The sequence below is a fragment of the Catenovulum agarivorans YM01 genome, assembly GCF_000281085.1.
Taxonomy (GTDB): domain Bacteria; phylum Pseudomonadota; class Gammaproteobacteria; order Enterobacterales; family Alteromonadaceae; genus Catenovulum; species Catenovulum agarivorans.
This window is the reverse complement of record NZ_JH767527.1, coordinates 1-17,109: the sequence shown is the minus strand read 5'-3', so window position 1 is coordinate 17,109 and position 17,109 is coordinate 1. Positions and strand designations below refer to the sequence as shown.

13 protein-coding genes are annotated in these 17,109 nt (G+C 38.8%); 5 read left to right on the top strand and 8 right to left on the bottom strand.

Annotation, left to right across the window (positions count from 1 at the left end; genetic code table 11):
• Window positions 1-7 precede the first annotated feature (7 nt).
• Together WSC_RS0110210 and WSC_RS0110205 are read right to left on the bottom strand one after the other, a co-directional pair.
• Window positions 8-667 (bottom strand): GNAT family N-acetyltransferase, encoded by a 660-nt coding sequence (locus WSC_RS0110210; RefSeq protein ID WP_016955821.1) that lies wholly within the window; start codon window positions 665-667, stop codon window positions 8-10.
• A gap of 14 nt (window positions 668-681) precedes the next feature.
• Window positions 682-1,872: a hypothetical protein gene (locus WSC_RS0110205; protein WP_016955820.1), complete on the bottom strand. Its 1,191-nt coding sequence runs from the start codon at window positions 1,870-1,872 to the stop codon at window positions 682-684.
• 134 nt (window positions 1,873-2,006) lie between these two features.
• Between WSC_RS0110205 and gshB the strand changes: the two genes are divergently transcribed.
• A complete protein-coding gene (gene gshB, locus WSC_RS0110200) occupies window positions 2,007-2,960 on the top strand; it encodes a glutathione synthase (protein ID WP_016955819.1) in 954 nt (317 codons plus the stop codon).
• A 72-nt stretch (window positions 2,961-3,032) separates the two neighbouring features.
• Here the strand turns inward: gshB and WSC_RS0110195 are convergent, their stop codons facing one another.
• Window positions 3,033-3,506: a YehS family protein gene (locus WSC_RS0110195; protein WP_016955818.1), complete on the bottom strand. Its 474-nt coding sequence runs from the start codon at window positions 3,504-3,506 to the stop codon at window positions 3,033-3,035.
• Window positions 3,506-4,759: a DEAD/DEAH box helicase gene (locus WSC_RS0110190; RefSeq protein ID WP_016955817.1), complete on the bottom strand. Its 1,254-nt coding sequence runs from the start codon at window positions 4,757-4,759 to the stop codon at window positions 3,506-3,508. The genes WSC_RS0110195 and WSC_RS0110190 overlap by 1 nt, the downstream gene beginning before the upstream one ends.
• Window positions 4,760-4,851: 92 nt before the next feature.
• On the opposite strand from WSC_RS0110190, the gene WSC_RS0110185 reads away from it, so the two are divergent.
• A complete protein-coding gene (locus WSC_RS0110185; protein WP_016955816.1) occupies window positions 4,852-6,834 on the top strand; it encodes a RecQ family ATP-dependent DNA helicase in 1,983 nt (660 codons plus the stop codon).
• A 60-nt stretch (window positions 6,835-6,894) separates the two neighbouring features.
• Here the strand turns inward: WSC_RS0110185 and WSC_RS0110180 are convergent, their stop codons facing one another.
• Together WSC_RS0110180 and WSC_RS22450 are read right to left on the bottom strand one after the other, a co-directional pair.
• Window positions 6,895-7,473, bottom strand: coding sequence for a glutathione S-transferase family protein (locus WSC_RS0110180; protein ID WP_016955815.1), 579 nt, complete (start codon window positions 7,471-7,473; stop codon window positions 6,895-6,897).
• A gap of 77 nt (window positions 7,474-7,550) precedes the next feature.
• Window positions 7,551-8,540, bottom strand: coding sequence for an alpha/beta hydrolase (locus WSC_RS22450; RefSeq protein ID WP_040394284.1), 990 nt, complete (start codon window positions 8,538-8,540; stop codon window positions 7,551-7,553).
• Window positions 8,541-8,646: 106 nt separating this feature from the next.
• Here WSC_RS22450 and WSC_RS22445 point away from each other — a divergent pair, with 106 nt between their 5' ends.
• Window positions 8,647-9,450 carry a rhamnogalacturonan acetylesterase gene (locus WSC_RS22445; RefSeq protein ID WP_016955813.1) on the top strand — a complete coding sequence of 268 codons (804 nt, stop codon included), beginning with the start codon at window positions 8,647-8,649 and terminating at the stop codon, window positions 9,448-9,450.
• A 362-nt stretch (window positions 9,451-9,812) separates the two neighbouring features.
• Here the strand turns inward: WSC_RS22445 and WSC_RS0110165 are convergent, their stop codons facing one another.
• On the bottom strand, window positions 9,813-11,888 hold the full coding sequence (locus WSC_RS0110165; protein WP_016955812.1) for a TonB-dependent receptor: 2,076 nt from the start codon (window positions 11,886-11,888) through the stop codon (window positions 9,813-9,815).
• 323 nt (window positions 11,889-12,211) lie between these two features.
• Between WSC_RS0110165 and WSC_RS22440 the strand changes: the two genes are divergently transcribed.
• Both WSC_RS22440 and WSC_RS0110155 read left to right on the top strand, forming a co-directional pair.
• Complete coding sequence (locus tag WSC_RS22440) at window positions 12,212-12,610, top strand: BlaI/MecI/CopY family transcriptional regulator (protein WP_016955811.1); 399 nt, start codon at window positions 12,212-12,214, stop codon at window positions 12,608-12,610.
• A gap of 149 nt (window positions 12,611-12,759) precedes the next feature.
• On the top strand, window positions 12,760-13,548 hold the full coding sequence (locus WSC_RS0110155; protein WP_157447256.1) for a M48 family metalloprotease: 789 nt from the start codon (window positions 12,760-12,762) through the stop codon (window positions 13,546-13,548).
• Between the two features lie 151 nt (window positions 13,549-13,699).
• On the opposite strand, the gene WSC_RS0110150 is transcribed toward WSC_RS0110155, so the two are convergent.
• A complete protein-coding gene (locus WSC_RS0110150) occupies window positions 13,700-16,762 on the bottom strand; it encodes a TonB-dependent receptor (RefSeq protein WP_016955809.1) in 3,063 nt (1,020 codons plus the stop codon).
• Between the last annotated feature and the right edge of the window lie 347 nt (window positions 16,763-17,109).

Here is a 17,109-nt window from a genome sequence, read left to right as displayed (position 1 = left end):
TATTAAGTTAGTCACTATAAACGTACTTAAACATTAACTTAGCGTTAATTTCTCCGACTTTAAGTTCAGCGATTGGTTGATAGTCTGCTTGTTCAAAAAAGCCAATATAGCTATCAACCGTCACTAACACACCTGCCCCTTGGCTGTTTTTATCTTCAGCCAACATAGTGTCAATTGCATCTAACAAATAATGTCCAACACCATGGTGTTGATGATTTGGGTGTACCGCAATAAAGGCAATTAAATGATATTGCTCGGCGGGAATGGCTTCGCGCACCTTCTGTTCTTTTTCTATCATGGCTTTGGTTGACACCATTCCAGCGGTTAACATCATTTTTAATCGCCAGTGCCAAAAGCGTTTTGAGCCAAAGTTGCTATTCGGCTCAATTAAACAAGCCACAGCTAATAAGTGATCATCGTCGTCATAAATGCCGATCATCGGCTGGTTTTGTTCCCAAAAGACCAACAATTCTTCACGAATAGCGGCACGGAGTTTTTGTTCGTAACCTTGCTCTTTGCTGTTAAAACAATCCATAAAAAATGGATCATCATGGTAAGCCTTATATAACAAAGAACTTGCGATATTGATGTCCTCACCCGACAGGTAAGCGGCGTTTAATAATGGCGTTGCACTTTCCATAAGTTTTATATTTATTTTACTGAACACAAAATAAGAATCGCCTATTTTGCTGTTTTTTCAACCTGCTTTGGTATTTTTTCTAGCAATTTATTTAAGGTGTTAGTTAGCTGATATTTATATAGGCCGATTAGCGCTAAAACCAACACTAGCCATAAAGCGAAATTGCTTGAAGGCTGTACTTGAGTTTTATTTATTAAATGCACAGTTAGTCTATTTTCTATTAACTTTGTTTGCTCAACTATCAGATCACTTTGTTGTTTAAGCTTTTCTAATTGATTGGCAAAATCTAACCTAGCGGTCAGTTTGTCCGCTAAATTAGTAATATCATCTAAGGTATCAATATTGTTCTTTTGCCAAGTTTTCAGCGCCATTTTGGTTGGTATATCAGCAAAATCATGGACAACTTGTTTAAAATGTTGTGCCGAACTTGGGTAACTTGTAATCAATGCATTTAGCTCTTGGACAGTTTGAGCGTAAAATATCGATTCGTAATTTTGTAATAACCTATCAGCCGCGAGTTGTAAGTTTTCTAGCTTTTCTTCCGCTTGTTTGTAGTTTAGTGCGTTAAATAAGTCCGTTTGATTGGCATTAGCCGTTAATTGCTCAAATTTAGCTTCATTCTTGTAACTACGCATACGCTCTAACGTCGGCTCTATTGCTTTACGATAGTTATTTTTACTCTCATCTATTTGCTTGAGTGACGACAACACAATTTCTTGGCGTTGTTTATATTGCTCAGCTTGTGCAATTAACACATCCATTTTGTTAACTAGCTTAGTAATGTCTGTGAGCACGCTTGAAAAGTTGCTTTCGGCCATAGGGTGAATCAAAGATGCACTAATCGCCGCTTGTATAGCCAGTAAATGTTGTTTAATTTCGGCCGTTTCAACTTGCGCATCTTTGCTTGTACTCGGCGGCTGTGCTGCAACTACATCTCTAATTTTTTGGCTCTGAATTAAATAATCACTGGTTTGATCATGCTGAAACAAGCCAAATATTATGGCTAAAACCGAGGTCAATAGAATTGTGAGAAATAAGCTTTTACTAGAAGTAAAATTATATTTGTGATGCAAAGAAACTAATTTATCTTTTAGTGAAGGGCTCGCTTTTACCCCCTCGCTTAAAACTTCGCTCGCAACCTCATTTAGCTCGCAAGACTCAGTAGTTTGTAGTGTTTTTGTGTTTTTTGACTGCGGCTGGCTGACATCCAACTCTAAGTTTTCTTGTTTCATATCTTTTGACTTTTAATTAGCGCAGCAACAATTTAGCGTTAAAACATAGCAATTGGCAAATTTAACTTGAATATACTCTGACTAGTACCAATATCTTGGAAAGTTATTTCAGTTCTCAAAAATTTGGTAAGCATATGAGTTTAAAAATTGGCATTGTGATGGATCCCATCCAAAGTATAAATATTAAGAAAGATTCAAGTTTTGCTATGTTGCTTGAAGCACAAGCACGTGGCCATGAAATTTATTACATGGAAATGCAAGACTTGTATTTACTCGATGGTGAAAGTTATGCCAACACCCGCAAACTCAAGGTAGAGCAGGATCCCGAGCAATGGTTTGAATTTTTATCAGAAAGTGAAGCTTTACCACTTGCTGAGCTAGACGCCATTTTAATGCGTAAAGATCCACCTTTTGACACTGAGTATATTTACGCAACTTATATGCTTGAGCGTGCCGAAGAAAAAGGCACTTTAATTGTAAATAAACCACAAAGTTTACGTGATGCTAACGAAAAGCTTTTTACCGCTTGGTTTAGTGATTTAACTCCGACTACTTTAGTTTCACGCGATAAAAACCAAATAAAAGCGTTTCATGCCAAACACAAAGACATCATCTTAAAACCACTTGATGGTATGGGTGGCGCATCAATTTTTCGTGTAACTGAAAACGATAAAAACCTTGGGGTGATTATTGAAACCCTAACTGAACATCAAACTCGTTATGCTATGGCCCAAACCTATATTCCAGAGATTACCGAAGGCGATAAACGCATTTTGGTGGTTGACGGTGAACCGGTTGAATATTGTTTAGCGCGTATTCCAGCTCAAGGCGAAACCCGTGGTAACTTAGCTGCAGGTGGGCGTGGTGAAGCAAGACCACTTTCAGACAGCGATTGGCAAATAGCTAAAACTGTAGCGCCTAAACTTAAAGAAAAAGGCCTAATATTTGTTGGTTTAGATGTAATTGGTAATAAGTTAACTGAAATTAATGTAACTAGCCCAACTTGTATTCGCGAAATTGAAGCCGCATTTGGCATCAATATTTGTGCACGTTTATTTGATGCGATTGAAAAGCGCTGCCAGCAATAATAGCTGTACCTGCAAATTTGTGGCTAACGCTGTTAGCCACAAATTTTTAAAGCCAAATTGAAACTGTTCTGATTATTTTGTGCTTTTTCCTTCCGCATATTTAAGCTGTAAACCCATTAAAAAACGGCGTAAAACTTGGTCTTTACATTCACGATAATGGCTGTGATTGTTTCTTCTAAAAAACGCACTGAGCTCATGTTTGCTTAAATCGAACTCAGCTAACTTTAAAATAGCCAATATATCTTCAGCTTGTAAATTAAGCGCAATTTTCAGCTTCATAAAAATAATATTGTTGTTTAAATGGTCTTCTGGTTTAGGTGTTGACCCTTCACGTTTACCGCGTTTTAAATTTATAAAACCATTTAAAAAGGTAGAAAACTCTCTGTCACTGCAGCGCACATAATAAGCATCGTCATCTTTTTTTAACCATTGGCTAATTAAATCCGGAGCGGCTGCAGTGCCTGCTGTTTCCATCATTTGTGACATTTGCGCTTCGTTCAAGTTAAAGGTGTAACGCAAGCGGCGTAGAATATCGTTATTGGTCATTAAAACTTTCTCGCTTTAGATTTGTTGCCAGTGCGTTTTTTCGGCATGGCTCGTTGTTTAGCTCGGCGCTTTTCTGCAGATCGGCTGTTTTTGCGGCTATTAGTATTTTTAGTCGGATCTGGCTCATAACCTGCCAGCCATTGTGGAGCGAGTCTTTGATCTAACAAAGCTTCGATATCTTCTAATAGATAATTTTCATCTTCACTGACTAAAGTAATAGCAGTGCCAGAATTCCCTGCACGGCCTGTGCGACCAATGCGATGGATATAATCTTCAGCTGCGTACGGCAATTCATAATTAATCACATATTGTAGTTGCTGAATGTCAATTCCACGCGCGGCGACATCAGTAGCGACCAATGCCCTAACCTCGCCAGATTTAAAATCAGCTAACGCAGCATCGCGCCTGCCTTGGGTTTTATCACCGTGGATCACTTGGGTTTTAATGCCATCTTTAATCATTTCTTTCGCAAGGTTATCTGCACCTTGTTTGGTACGAGTAAATATCAACACCTGTTGCCAATTTTTTGAGCCGATTAAGTAAGAGGTTAATTCTCGTTTTCTATCCTCATCTACCTGATAAACAATTTGTTCGACACTGGTTGCCGCAGTATTTCTATCGTCCACCTCAATTAAAGTTGGATCCTTGAGTATACTTTTACTCAGCTTAAAAATACTTGAATCGAAAGTGGCTGAAAATAACATAGTCTGCCGCTGTTCAGGCACGCGTTTTAATATACGTTCAATGTCATTAATAAAGCCCATATCTAACATGCGGTCGGCTTCATCAAAGACCAAAAATTGTAAATGGGCTAAATCAACCACACCTTTAAACATTAAATCAATTAATCGCCCTGGGGTTGCCACCAATACATCAGCACCATCTTTTAAGCGATTAATCTGTGGCGTTAAACTGGCACCACCATAAGCAATTTCAATTTTAAGTTCGGTGTTGTCAGCGTATTGGCAAAAATTGTTGTGCACCTGCTGAGCAAGTTCTCGGGTTGGTGTTAATACTAGAGCTGCTAATTGTTTTTTGTCTGAAGTACTAGCTGGTTTTGCCAATAATTTATCTATTATCGGCAGCGCAAATGCAGCGGTTTTACCCGTACCTGTTTGTGCGCCAGCCATTATGTCTTTGCCTTGTAAAACCACAGGAATAGCTTGCGCTTGAATGGGCGTTGGTTGCTCGTAACCTAATTGGTTGAGCGTTTGTAAAAGCGTGGAGTTTAACCCAAGGGCAGCAAAAGACATAAATCACCAGTAACATTGAAAATCGGCCGCGATTATAGCTACAATCGACTCTTGTTGCGAACCAAATAAGACAAAGGACTGTTGGAAGTACTATGCATTCACAATCACAATTACCATCCGAAGTACAAAATACCCTAGAACAAACTTTTGGCTTTAGCCAATTACGCAGCGGCCAAGCTGAGGTGATAAATAACCTACTTGCTGGCCATTCATCGTTAGCGGTTTTTCCTACGGGTTCAGGTAAATCTTTGTGTTACCAGTTGACTGCCCTGCACTTGCCCAACTTAACTTTAGTAGTATCACCATTGCTCGCATTGATGAAAGATCAATTAGATTTTTTAACCAGTAAAGGCATAGCCGCTGCGAGTTTAGATTCAAGTTTAAGTTATGATGAATACCAACAAGTTTGCGCCGACATTAAACAAAACAAACCAAAAATATTAATGGTGTCGGTCGAGCGTTTTAAAAACGAAAGGTTTCGCCAGCTCATTGATTCAGTACCCATTTCAATCTTGGTAGTAGACGAAGCGCACTGTATATCTGAATGGGGACATAATTTTCGTCCCGATTATTTAAAACTACCAGCCTACAAAAGCGAACTAAACATTCCACAAGTATTGTTATTAACCGCAACTGCTACCAATAAAGTAAAACTAGATATGGCAAATAAATTTGCTATAGATAAACAACATATAGTGCAAACCGGCTTCTATCGACCCAATTTACACTTAGACATTGAAGCTGTTACTGAGCAAGCCAAAAACAACACATTGCTTAATATTATTCAGCCCAAAGTTACTAACCAACAAGCTGGGATTGTGTATGTAACGCTACAAAACACCGCTGAGCAAGTTGCTGCGTTTTTACGCGCAAACAATATAAACGCTAAAGCCTATCATGCGGGTTTAGACAACCAAGTACGCCAAACTATTCAGCTCGATTTTATGAATAACCAAGTAGATGTTGTGGTTGCCACCATTGCCTTTGGCATGGGTGTAGACAAAAACAATATTCGCTTTGTTATTCATTACGACTTACCAAAATCGATAGAAAACTACAGCCAAGAAATTGGCCGTGCGGGGCGTGACGGGCAAAATTCCCACTGCATAACGCTAGCAAATTTAGACAGCTTAACTACTTTAGAAAACTTTGTTTATGGTGATACACCTGAGCTTGCTGGCATTCAAATATTACTTAAACAAATAGCAGAGCAAAGTTACCAAGGCACAGCAAATTCTAACCAATGGGATTTATTAATTCATGATTTATCAAACCAAACTAATATTCGCCAACTGCCGCTTAAAACGCTTTTGGTACAACTAGAACTGATTGGCGTACTAAAGCCAATGTATAGTTATTTTGCAGAATACAAAATTAAATTATTAACCGAACAGCAAGAAATTTTGGCTAAGTTTGATAACCAACGCCAAAGCTTTTTGCAGCAAATATTTGCGAACACGGATTTTAAACGCACTTGGGGAACAGTAAATTTTGATGCTTTGCAGCAAACACTACCAAGCGAGCGCGGACGCATTATAACCGCACTAGAATATTTAGCTGAGCAAGGTTTAATTGAACTACAAAACAGGCTAATGACAGAAGTTTATCAAGTGAACATGCAAGTTTTGAACAATGAAAACTTAGCCAATGAGTTGTATGAATATTTTACTGATAAAGAAACTAAAGAAATAAACCGCATAGCAACTTTGGTACGCTTTTTTGAACTAGATAAATGCTTAAGCTACAACCTTGCTGCTTATTTTGGTGACAAAAACGCGCCTGAACATTGTGGCCATTGTTCGGTTTGCCAAAGTAAAGTCGCAAAGTTAACCTATTCAACACGGGCTAATTGGCCAGAAAATCAGCAAATTGAGCAAGTGGTTTCTAACCTCAAAACCTACCTTGCAAGTAAAAATGAGATCCCATCAACCACTACAATTACCCGATTTTTAACCGGCATTAGCACACCTATGTTTGCAAGGCACAAAGTAAAAGCGAATGTTAAAGGCTTTGGGATATGTGAGCCGTTAAGGTATGCAGAAGTTAAGCAAAAAGCTGCGGAGCTATCAGAATAAACTTATGTGTTGCTGCTAACTATGCAACAACACATTTTTAATAGTGCACATAACCAATCATTAAGCCGTCGGAAACGTAGCCTTCACCAACTCCACTTCATCATGCTGTTGTTTCGCAGCAATTAATGTTGGGAAGTCGCTAAAGTCGTATAGCTGGCGGAATTCAGCCCAGTCTATTAAGCCAATTAAACACATGGTTGGGTAGTTTAATTGGTTAAACGCGCCGAGTTTGGCTTGTTCTTCTAACCACATTAAACAAGTTGGAACGCGGTCCATTTGTAGTGAAAAAATCAGTCGTTCATTGGATACTTCAAGCTCAGAACGCATGCCCATAAACAAGATTACTAACGAGTCGGTTACAGCATCAATTGCGCTGATTAAATTAAGTTCACCCAAAGTCAGTGTTGGTAGTTTTTTTAACTCAAATAAATATTGGGCGATAACGTGCGAGTCGAAAATTGATTGGTCGTCTACTACTAAAGTCGGTAACTTTTTGATTGGGGTAATGCTGGTATAAATTTTTCTAAATTCTGGATCGTACACATTCACGTTGTGAAAAGTGTAATCTAAACCGTCTAGTAACATGCGAATGCGGCGAACATAAGGAGATGGATTTGAGCCGTATAATTCTAAAGCCATTGATATTTTCCTACTAAAGCTGAATAACTGCTTCAAATCATAAGCGCAAAGTCCATTCCTGTCAGGTGTTTAACTTATTAATTTTTAATAAAAGTATCTATTTTTTCTGCTACTTGGCTCGCCCAAGGTTCGAACAACCAAAAGGTGTGCGGTATATTATCAAAATGGAACTCGCTGGCTGTTTTACCAAGTTTATTCAGTTTAGTTTTTGCTAATTCAAAACCAACCGAAAACCTTGCTTGACCACTACCAATTAACAACAAGTTAGCAGATTCAGAGTTAATATGTTCTACAGGCGAAACGGCTTGCCACAACCTTGGATTTTCTTCAAAAGTTAAACCGCTTAGCCAAAGAGCCATTGCCGAGTTTTTCCCTTTTTTATTTTCGTATTTGAGTGCGGCTTCATCAGTTAGGTTTAACACCCCATCCATATCAATAATATGTTTGAATTTAATGCCTGATGGATTGTTGTTTTTTAGGCCAATTAGAGCTGCTATATGGCCACCGGATGAACCACCACCTATGCTGATATCGTTTAAATCGACCAATAATTTTGGCTGTTGTTGTGCTATCCAGCTAAAGGCCATTTGTAAATCAGTTAAACTGGCAGGATAAGGCGCTTCAGCTGATAAGGTATATTCAGGTACAAACACTAAATAACCCTTTTGTACCAACAAACTAGCCAAATAATGCATATGTGACTTATTGCCAGAGCGCCAACCGCCACCATGAATAAGCACGACACTGCTATAGTTTTTTTGTTCTTTAGCAGCAGACTCTCCATTTAAGCAAGTTGGATGACTGTTAGGATAGAAAACATCTAAATGTAAACTGCGTGGCCTGTCTGTTTTTTTATGCTCAAAATAAGCGATATTAAACTGTGAGCAAGCACCATGCGCTAACGCTATGGTTGGAAATTGCATGCTTGGCTGCTTTTTTGAGTAGCGTGCATATCTCTCATAAACAGTGTAGCCATCGTCAACTGGGTAAGTGTTTGCCAGTGCGATACTTGTCATATAAGTTAAAAACAAAGTCAGTGCCACAAGCGCTTTAATTATCATATTCATGCTATTTACTTAATTTAATCCCATCAAAAACCAATGCCACCGGTAGCATTTATCATTTATTTAATATATCATTTACATACCAAATATAAACCATAATTGGCATAATATGAAAAAACAACTTTCAACTCTGTTTATTTCTCTAGCTTTAACTTTTAGTGCAAACATTAATGCACAAACGCTCGTTATGGCGGGTGATTCAACTATGCAAGATGTTGACCCCGAGCGCGGTCCTGATTTTGGTTGGGGGCAATTACTGCCAACCTTGAAAAATGCAGACTCCAGCTTAAAAATTTCTAACCATGCTAAAGGCGGTCGAAGCACGCGTACCTTTATTGAAGAGCAAAGATGGCAAGCCGTTATTGATGAAGCTCAAGCCGGTGACTGGGTAGTTATTCAGTTTGGTCATAACGATGCTTCGTATCACAAACAAGACAGATATACTGCGCCTGTTGACTATAAAGTTAACCTAGAGCGCATGGTGTTAGAAGTTAGGCAAAAACATGCATTTCCAGTGTTAATCACTCCGGTAATGCGCCGATACTTTGATGGTGAAAATAAACTAAAAGATGCACATGGCATCTACCCTAGCCTAGTCCGTGAAGTAGCACGTGAGCAAAACGTACCTATGATTGATTTAATGAAATCAAGTGGTGAGCTATTAACTTGTTTAGGGCCTGAGCAGTCGAAATCTTTATTTATGAGTGTAGAACCGGGTGAACATCCGCGCTATCCAGAAGGCAAACAAGACAACACCCATTTTTCAAAATTTGGTGCTGTTGAAATTGGCAAATTAGTTATCCGTGAAGCGCAAGCGAATTGGATCCAACTATTCACTTACAACTTCAAACAACCTGAAGAAACTATTTCACAACAATGTGAAAGTATTCAAAAAGCATTGAATAAAGGTTAAATACCCTTTTTATTAAACGCCCTAACAAGGAGCCTGTTGGCTCCAAATGCATGTCGTTAGGAATTAGTTAGGGCGTTCTTTTTGTTAAAGAGCTAAATCAATATAAATTGCGAGTATCAGAGCCATCACAGACAGTTCAATTCAAGGCGTATCATTGTAGGAATGTAGGTACCTTTCAAAATGATACAACACAGAAGTGAGCTGTCTGTGAGGCTCCTGAAAGGCTGGGCTAAAAGCCATTTATTCTGCGTTAAGTTGGCTTGGTATAGAACCACTATGCCTGTGCCAACTTGCCTTGACTAAATGGCTTTTATCACCAGCTGATTATCGCTATTTATATTGATTTAGCTCTAAGTAACAGTTTAAAACTTGTAACTAACACTCAACCTAGCACTAAATGGTAAAGCTGGGTGATAGTGAATGTCTTCGATGCCCTCGTCAGCTTCGTCCGTTAAACGTGATGGATAAAAGTATTCAATATCACGTGCACTAGAATTGGTTAAATTAATTAAATCTAAGTGATATTGCCAACGCTCTGTTTCATAACCTAAACGCATGTTTAATGTTGTGCTTGCATCCGCATTTACTTCGCCCTGCTCTTCTAACGGACGTTTGCCAAAATAGCGCACACGCAAGCTACCAAACCAACCTTGCTCAGTTTTCGCGGTTATACCCGTTTGTGCTACATGTTTAATTGCGCCCGGTACATAGTCGTTTGAAGCTTGGTAACGTGCATCTGTATAGGCATATTCAAAGTCAAACTGCCAGTTAGGATTAATTTGATAATAACTGGTTAACTCAAAACCTTGGCGCTCGCTTGCATCACTGACTTCAGTATTACCTGCATCACCAACAAACAAGAGTTCACTGTCTAACTCTAACGCCCATAACGCCGCCGACACATGCCAGCCAGATAATTGTTCAGGTAGTAAAAAGCCACTAAAGCCAGCTTCCCAACCAAGTGAACGCACCAGAGGGTCGACTTTATCTATGGCTTCGCCCGATTGTGGATCGATGCTTATGCTTGTGCCACGTGCATCATTTGAATGGAAACCTTGGCCTATAGCAATGTGCCAATTAAAATGTTCAGACTGTTGGAAGTTTAAGCTGGTTTTAAACGACCATAAATCATCTGAGTTTGAACCTGAGTTGGCAGATAAATCGTAGCCAAATCTATTCACACCGGCTAAGTCTGTTACTTCAAAATCATGATTATCGTAACGCACAGCAAAATGGCTGGTTAACCTATCAGTCCAAGCAAGTTTATTTTTCCAATATGCACTAATGCTTGACTGCTTAACTTTGTCACTACGAGTTACACCTAAACGTTGACGCTGTTTGGTATGATATAAACCCACTTCGTCGATATCATCAAATCGCCACTGCGCACCAAAGGTTTGTTCGCTCGCAAAACCAAATAGGTTAAACTGCTCTGTGTAGCTTAAGTTCCCACCGAATATATCGCGTTTATCAACCTGCTCAAATTGATCGCCATTAACAGGATCATCTAAAAAGTAAGTAAAGTTTGACCACAAGTTTAGTTCAGAGCGGATCCAATATTGGTTAAAACTAATGTGATCATTTTGCCAAGCTAAATTTAAACTCACACGCTCACTTTGGCCACCAACACTTGTATCAATTGAACCGTATTTATCAATTAAACCACTGGTTACAGCGCGGCTAGGAATTTGGTCTGCACTATTCCAACTGTTATCGTAATACATAAAACTGATATCGAGCTGGCTATCAGTTAATTGACTGGTTAATTTGGCAAAAAAGTTAGTTTTTTGCGTATCTTCATCAACATCCGTCCAAGGACCTGCAAATTTTTGGTGCTCAGCAGCTGTTACTAATGTTGAATCTTGGCTAACTTTGCCGCTATAAATTGCCAAAAATCTTTGATATTGATCATCGCCCAAAGTTGCTTCAACTTGTGATTTAGCTTGATTAACAGTGACAAACTCACCAGATCCAGCGCCGCTAAAATCCCCCACTTCGCCATAATAACCACCTTTCTTATAGGTCATAGTGGCAATGGTTTCCGGAATGATAAAGTTTAAATCGGTGTAACCTTGGCCATGGCCATGCGTGACCATATTAACTGGCATACCATCGATAGAAGTAGCAAAATCAGTGCCGTGATCAAGATTAAACCCACGTAAAAAATATTGATTCGCTTTACCTGAGCCTGAATGCTGAGTTACCACCATACCTGGGACAAACTCTAAAATATCACCGGTGCGTGATAAAGGTCGTAATTCAAACTCTTGTTGGCTGACAACACCTTGTGACGATGAGATATTGTCTGGTGACAATACAACTTGGCGACCAACAACTTCAATTGATTCAATTTTATCTTTTTGTTCAGTGCCTTCATGGGCAAAAACAAAGTTAGGTAAACCGAGTGCAAGTGCAATTGATGCAGCTAAATACTTCACTTATTTATTCCTGTTTTTGTATACTAAACCTAAACTCTGGATAAAAACTTGCTTTCTAGGGGCTATTTATCCTTACTGCTGCGTTGAATTCGCTAGTAATAGCCTGCTATTACGTACGCAAATTCGCCTTGCTCTAAGAATAACTATCTCCCTAGAAGAGTTATGATTAAACTTTGTAATAAATTACAAACTCTTAGCTAATTTTTTATCCAGAGTTCAGGTTAATAAAGAACTAACCATTGACTAGTTCTTTGCTTTGTGGAGAATTGATTCGGTCATTATCAATCAAATATGGAAAACCGATAAGCACTCGGTGTTAACAAATGTTTTTTACTAAAAGTTTGTCAAATTGGCTCAATCAGCATAGAAGTAAACCGAGTTTACCCGCGCTTGGCGCTAGAGAAATTCAAGTATTAAAGTTATTTTGGGCGACTAAATCAGCCAACGCGCAACAAATATTCGAAGCTGTTGGCCAAGACGACACTAGCTTGTCGACTATTCAGAGTACGCTTGAGCGCTTATATAGAAAAGAGTTACTCAGCCGCGAAAAAGTTGGTCGCAGTTATTTGTACTCAGCTAAAATATCTCAGCAGCAGGTTGTTCACCAATTATTGAATGATATTTCCCAAGAAATTAGCGATGGTAATTTAGCCCCTATGATTTCAGGTTTTATGGACTTTATTGCCGAACAAGAAAACCAACAAAAACCTGACGATAAATAATGCCAGCAATTGTTGTATCAATTGGCCAAATAATTTTATTATTTTCCCTGATATTTTACGCAAGCTCTGTAATACAAGCTGTTGTCTATAATGGTGTTTTCAGTAAGCTTATAAAATTAACAAGCAATTGGCGCAACCTCTCTTCAAGCATGTATTTACTTTACGCGCTTGTGCCGGTTTTTATTGCAACTCTGGCTACCATTATTTTATTTAACCCGGATTTAATCCCAAATTTAATAACCCCTCATTGCCATGCACAGAATTGCCAACCGCACACAATTGTTAGCTCCAATACACACGCACCTGTCGATTATTTAATTGTTTTTATTACTGCGATTGTTGTAACTGTAACTGTGTTAATGCTGAGACAAATTAAGCTGGCAAAAACTTATTTTAATACACTGGATAGCTTTGCAAAAAATAGCCAACAAGGGTACAAAATTATTCAATCAGACCAAGCTATTGCTTGGTGTGCCGGGCTGTTAAACCCACAGGTTTTTATATCTAACCAACTGTTAAATACGCTCAATCAAGAGCAACTTACCTTGGTACTGGCACATGAGTTATCACATAAACTGCACAAAGATAACCTAAAAAAATGGCTAGTAAGTTGGCTAGTTAAAGTGTGGCCATCAACTATCGCAAACAAATTTTATGTTCAATTAACAAAGACAGTTGAAATTGAAGCCGATGTGCGTGCATTAAAGCAGATAGACACGAGTAATTTCGAACTGTACCAACAAACCATAGAAAGCTTTTGCCAATGTTCACATAATCAACAAAGACACTTGGCAACAAGCGCACAATTACAGGCATCTAACAAAGGCAAAGCAGTGTTTTTTAGTTCCGCCCTAACCTTAATTGTTGCTGGTTATGCTTGTGTATTAGTACTGTACTTTCCAAAAATTCTCCACCCAATTATAGAATGGCTAAGTTAAGCTCAACGTTAGAGCAAAACTTGCTTTCCATGGGCTAGTTATCCTCATAACAGTATTAATGTCGTGAGTTAAGCCAAAGTAAAAAACAAAAAAGCTGGATGTCACTTGCGCAACATCCAGCTTTTATTAGACAATTTAACTTAGAGTTAAGTTATAAAGTACCGCGTAAGCCGATTAAGAATTGGCGGCCATGTACTAAGTATTCAACCGGTTGATGGTTGTCAAAGTTTTGCCATTGCTTCTTAGACTCATTGGTTAAGTTAATCGCTTCAAATGATAAAGCCATATCTTCAGTTAAGCTGTACTTAGCAGAGAACTTCCAAGTACCTTTGTCAGCGTAACCACGACCGTAAGTACCTTCGTCTTTATATTCGTTACGTAAATCTTTATTGTAACCATCGCGGTAACCATAAGAGATACGTGCACTCCAATCTTCAACTTCATAATACACAGTCGCGTTGAAGGTATTTTCTGAAGTTTCTAATGCAACTAACTCTCGTTTTGTACCATAGAACGGGTCTTCATCTTCAAACGTATAGTCAATGTATGTATAGTTGGTTTGTACACCTAAGTTATTGAAAGGCTCAGGTAAGAAAGTTAGTGGTTGCTGGTAAATGAATTCAGCGCCCCACATGCTAGTAGGATCAGTGTTAACCAATTGCTTAACAGACCATGTATAGTCAGGGAATTCTGAGTTTATACGGGCTATTTCCTCAGCCGAAACACCTAGGCTAGCTAAATACGAATCAGGTAATGACGTATTTAACGTAGTTTTGCGTAAATCAGTAATATCTTTATAGAAGAATGTTGTTGCCAACAAACCTTCATCCGAGAAATACCACTCTAAACCCAAATCCATTTGTGTTGATTCATACGGCTTAAGAGATGGACCTGCACCAACTTCGATGCTACCAGCTGAATCTTCTTCGTTTGGATCTTCATTTTTCTGTGGCGCTTTAATTACCACTGTACTACGTAAGTCAGACAATTTTGGACGAGTAATAGCTTTACCAACACTGAAACGACCAACTAAGTCATCAGTTAAATCTACAGCCAAGTTTAATGATGGTAAAACGTCAGAGCCTTCACTGGTATCAGTTGTCCACTGATATCCACCTTCTTTAGCTAAACGCGCATCTTTGTCATAACTGGTTTTTAAGATAGTTGAAGATTGGTTTTTATTGTCTAAATAGCGTAAACCTATGTTACCACGAACAGGTAATGCCCAATCGAAATTAAAGTCTAATTGACCGTATAGTGCTAAAACTTCTTCTTTGATATCGTAAGCAGCATCTGCACGCAAACGAGTTTCAAAGTGAGTTTCGTCACCAAAAGCAGCCATCATTTTATTATAATCAGGTGTTAACCAAGTAGACGTATCTAGAGTTGAAGTACCCGGTACGTCAGCCGCATTACCAAACTCTACGCCTAAATCAGAAAGCGTTGTCGCATAGTTTTCGCCTGCTAAACTCTCTGCAGTCGCGTCGACAATTTCAGAATCAGCGCCTGATTCTTTAGACGCATCTAAAGTAAGTTTTTTCCAGTCATTACGATATTCACGATTTGAAGTTTCGAATACACGCTTGTTAACACCAAAACGTGCTGTTAGCGAGTCGTTAATTTCATATGAAAAATCTAGCTTCAATGATGAGTTGTCACTGTCAATTGTTTGGTTTCTATTACGAGCTAAACCAACAACATAGTTGCTACCATCACGCATTCTTTCTTTTAATTGGTCACGAGTATAGTTTCCTGTACTTGTGAAAGAATTAGACTCTGCATCATCAGCGATAACATTTGGTAAAAATGCCCAAGACATCATATCTTGATCCATTGAACCACCAGTTTGTAACGCCGCTGGATTATTAACTAAATCTAACGGGTCTACACCACTGTCAAAGCTATAAGCAGTAACAGAACCCTTTGAATCTAAGGCAAAAGTGCGCTGGTGAGGAACGGTTAATTTCGATGCACCTGTTCCAACTAAAAACTCAGCTTTTAATTTGTCAGTAATGTACCAATCAGCATTAAAAGAAATCTGGGTAAATTCAGATTCTGATTTATCTTGACGTGCTTCCGAGCGGATAAAGGTATTGGAGAAAGCACCAGCAGCAACCATGTTGTTTTCATCAGTTACTAGAGCTTCAGCATATTGAGCAGGATTTGTACCTTTGTTATCACGGAACAATACTGAGTATTGATATTCGTTCATCGTAGTCGATAAAGACGCATGCAATACGTCTAAACTTAAAACGAGATCATCGGTTGGAGCAAATTGAAATGCAGTTGTGACACCCAAACGCTCTTGATTTTGCTCGAAAATAGAATAACGTGGAATACGCGGAATATACAAACCGTCTAGGTTATCATTTGTATATAAACCTTTTTCATTTACCACGGTTTTAGGAGCTTCTATTAACAAATTATCACCATTCGGTGCATAATTTTCAGTGTCAGCTTTGTTACCATTGTGCTTCGGGTTTAACACAGTCCAGCGTACAGTTGTTGCACCTTCTGATTGAACTACACCTTCGTTGTAAGCAACAGAAGCTAATACACCAAATTTGTTATCCCAGTTTTTACTAGCCATAAAAGATACACGCGGTGTTACGTCACCTGCGATATCGTTATAACGGGCATTTAAGTTGTACGCTACTTTTGTGCCTTGGTATTGGAATGGTCTTGCTGATTGCAAATTAACATTACCACCGATACCACCATCTTCTAATGCTGCAGAAGTAGATTTGTCTACTTCAACTTGCGTAAACAGCTCAGAAGCAAATGTATTAAAGTCGAATGCACGAGAAGTGTTAGAACCACCACCAGCGTCAGTGCCAGCTCCAGCTGAAGCTGATTCCATACCGTTGATAGTTGTTTTAACAAAACGTGAACCTAAACCACGGATGGTGATTTGACGACCTTCACCACCGTCCTCTTCAACAGAGATACCTGGTACACGACTAAGTGAATCAGCCACGTTTAAGTCTGGGAATTTACCAATATCTTCCGCTAAAATGACATCTTTCGAACCAACCGCATCACGCTTGCTCATTAGAGCGGCATTCAAACTACTTCTAAAACCAGTAACTTTAATTACTTCGGCTTCTTCCTCTGCGCCTGCATCAGCTGCAATTGCACCCAATGGCATCAAAGCGCCAGTTAACAACATGCTTGAAAAAATTGTACTGTAACTAAATTTTTTAGTGTCTCTCATATTTAATACCTTTAAGTCAAAAGTGTTGTTTAGCTCGACAGCTTTATCACAGCCACTTATTCAACACCCTTTTATTTCTTTTACTTCTCATTAACGTGCCACCGGTAGCATAATAACATGTAAGACAAGAGAGACAACCCCAAATGGCAACATTTTTGAAACAAATAAAGAAATATGCCTATAAGACAAACCTGTCGAGACAAAATAATAGATTAAATATCAATATGTTAAGGTAAGTCAAAAAGATTCAGAAGGAATGGATAAAATAATAAAGAAACAATTATTTAAAAAGATCAAGTAGGGTGAGGCTTACGCCTCATCCCTCTCACAGAACCGTACGTACGGAT

What these genes read in the sequence shown, in the direction of transcription:
- WSC_RS0110205 (WP_016955820.1), bottom strand. Translation starts at nt 1,872, where the DNA reads ATGAAACAAGAAAACTTAGAGTTGGATGTCAGCCAGCCGCAGTCAAAA.
- gshB (WP_016955819.1), top strand. Translation starts at nt 2,007, where the DNA reads ATGAGTTTAAAAATTGGCATTGTGATGGATCCCATCCAAAGTATAAAT.
- WSC_RS0110195 (WP_016955818.1), bottom strand. Translation starts at nt 3,506, where the DNA reads ATGACCAATAACGATATTCTACGCCGCTTGCGTTACACCTTTAACTTG.
- WSC_RS0110190 (WP_016955817.1), bottom strand. Translation starts at nt 4,759, where the DNA reads ATGTCTTTTGCTGCCCTTGGGTTAAACTCCACGCTTTTACAAACGCTC.
- WSC_RS0110185 (WP_016955816.1), top strand. Translation starts at nt 4,852, where the DNA reads ATGCATTCACAATCACAATTACCATCCGAAGTACAAAATACCCTAGAA.
- WSC_RS0110180 (WP_016955815.1), bottom strand. Translation starts at nt 7,473, where the DNA reads ATGGCTTTAGAATTATACGGCTCAAATCCATCTCCTTATGTTCGCCGC.
- WSC_RS22450 (WP_040394284.1), bottom strand. Translation starts at nt 8,540, where the DNA reads ATGAATATGATAATTAAAGCGCTTGTGGCACTGACTTTGTTTTTAACT.
- WSC_RS22445 (WP_016955813.1), top strand. Translation starts at nt 8,647, where the DNA reads ATGAAAAAACAACTTTCAACTCTGTTTATTTCTCTAGCTTTAACTTTT.
- WSC_RS22440 (WP_016955811.1), top strand. Translation starts at nt 12,212, where the DNA reads ATGTTTTTTACTAAAAGTTTGTCAAATTGGCTCAATCAGCATAGAAGT.
- WSC_RS0110155 (WP_157447256.1), top strand. Translation starts at nt 12,760, where the DNA reads ATGTATTTACTTTACGCGCTTGTGCCGGTTTTTATTGCAACTCTGGCT.
- WSC_RS0110150 (WP_016955809.1), bottom strand. Translation starts at nt 16,762, where the DNA reads ATGAGAGACACTAAAAAATTTAGTTACAGTACAATTTTTTCAAGCATG.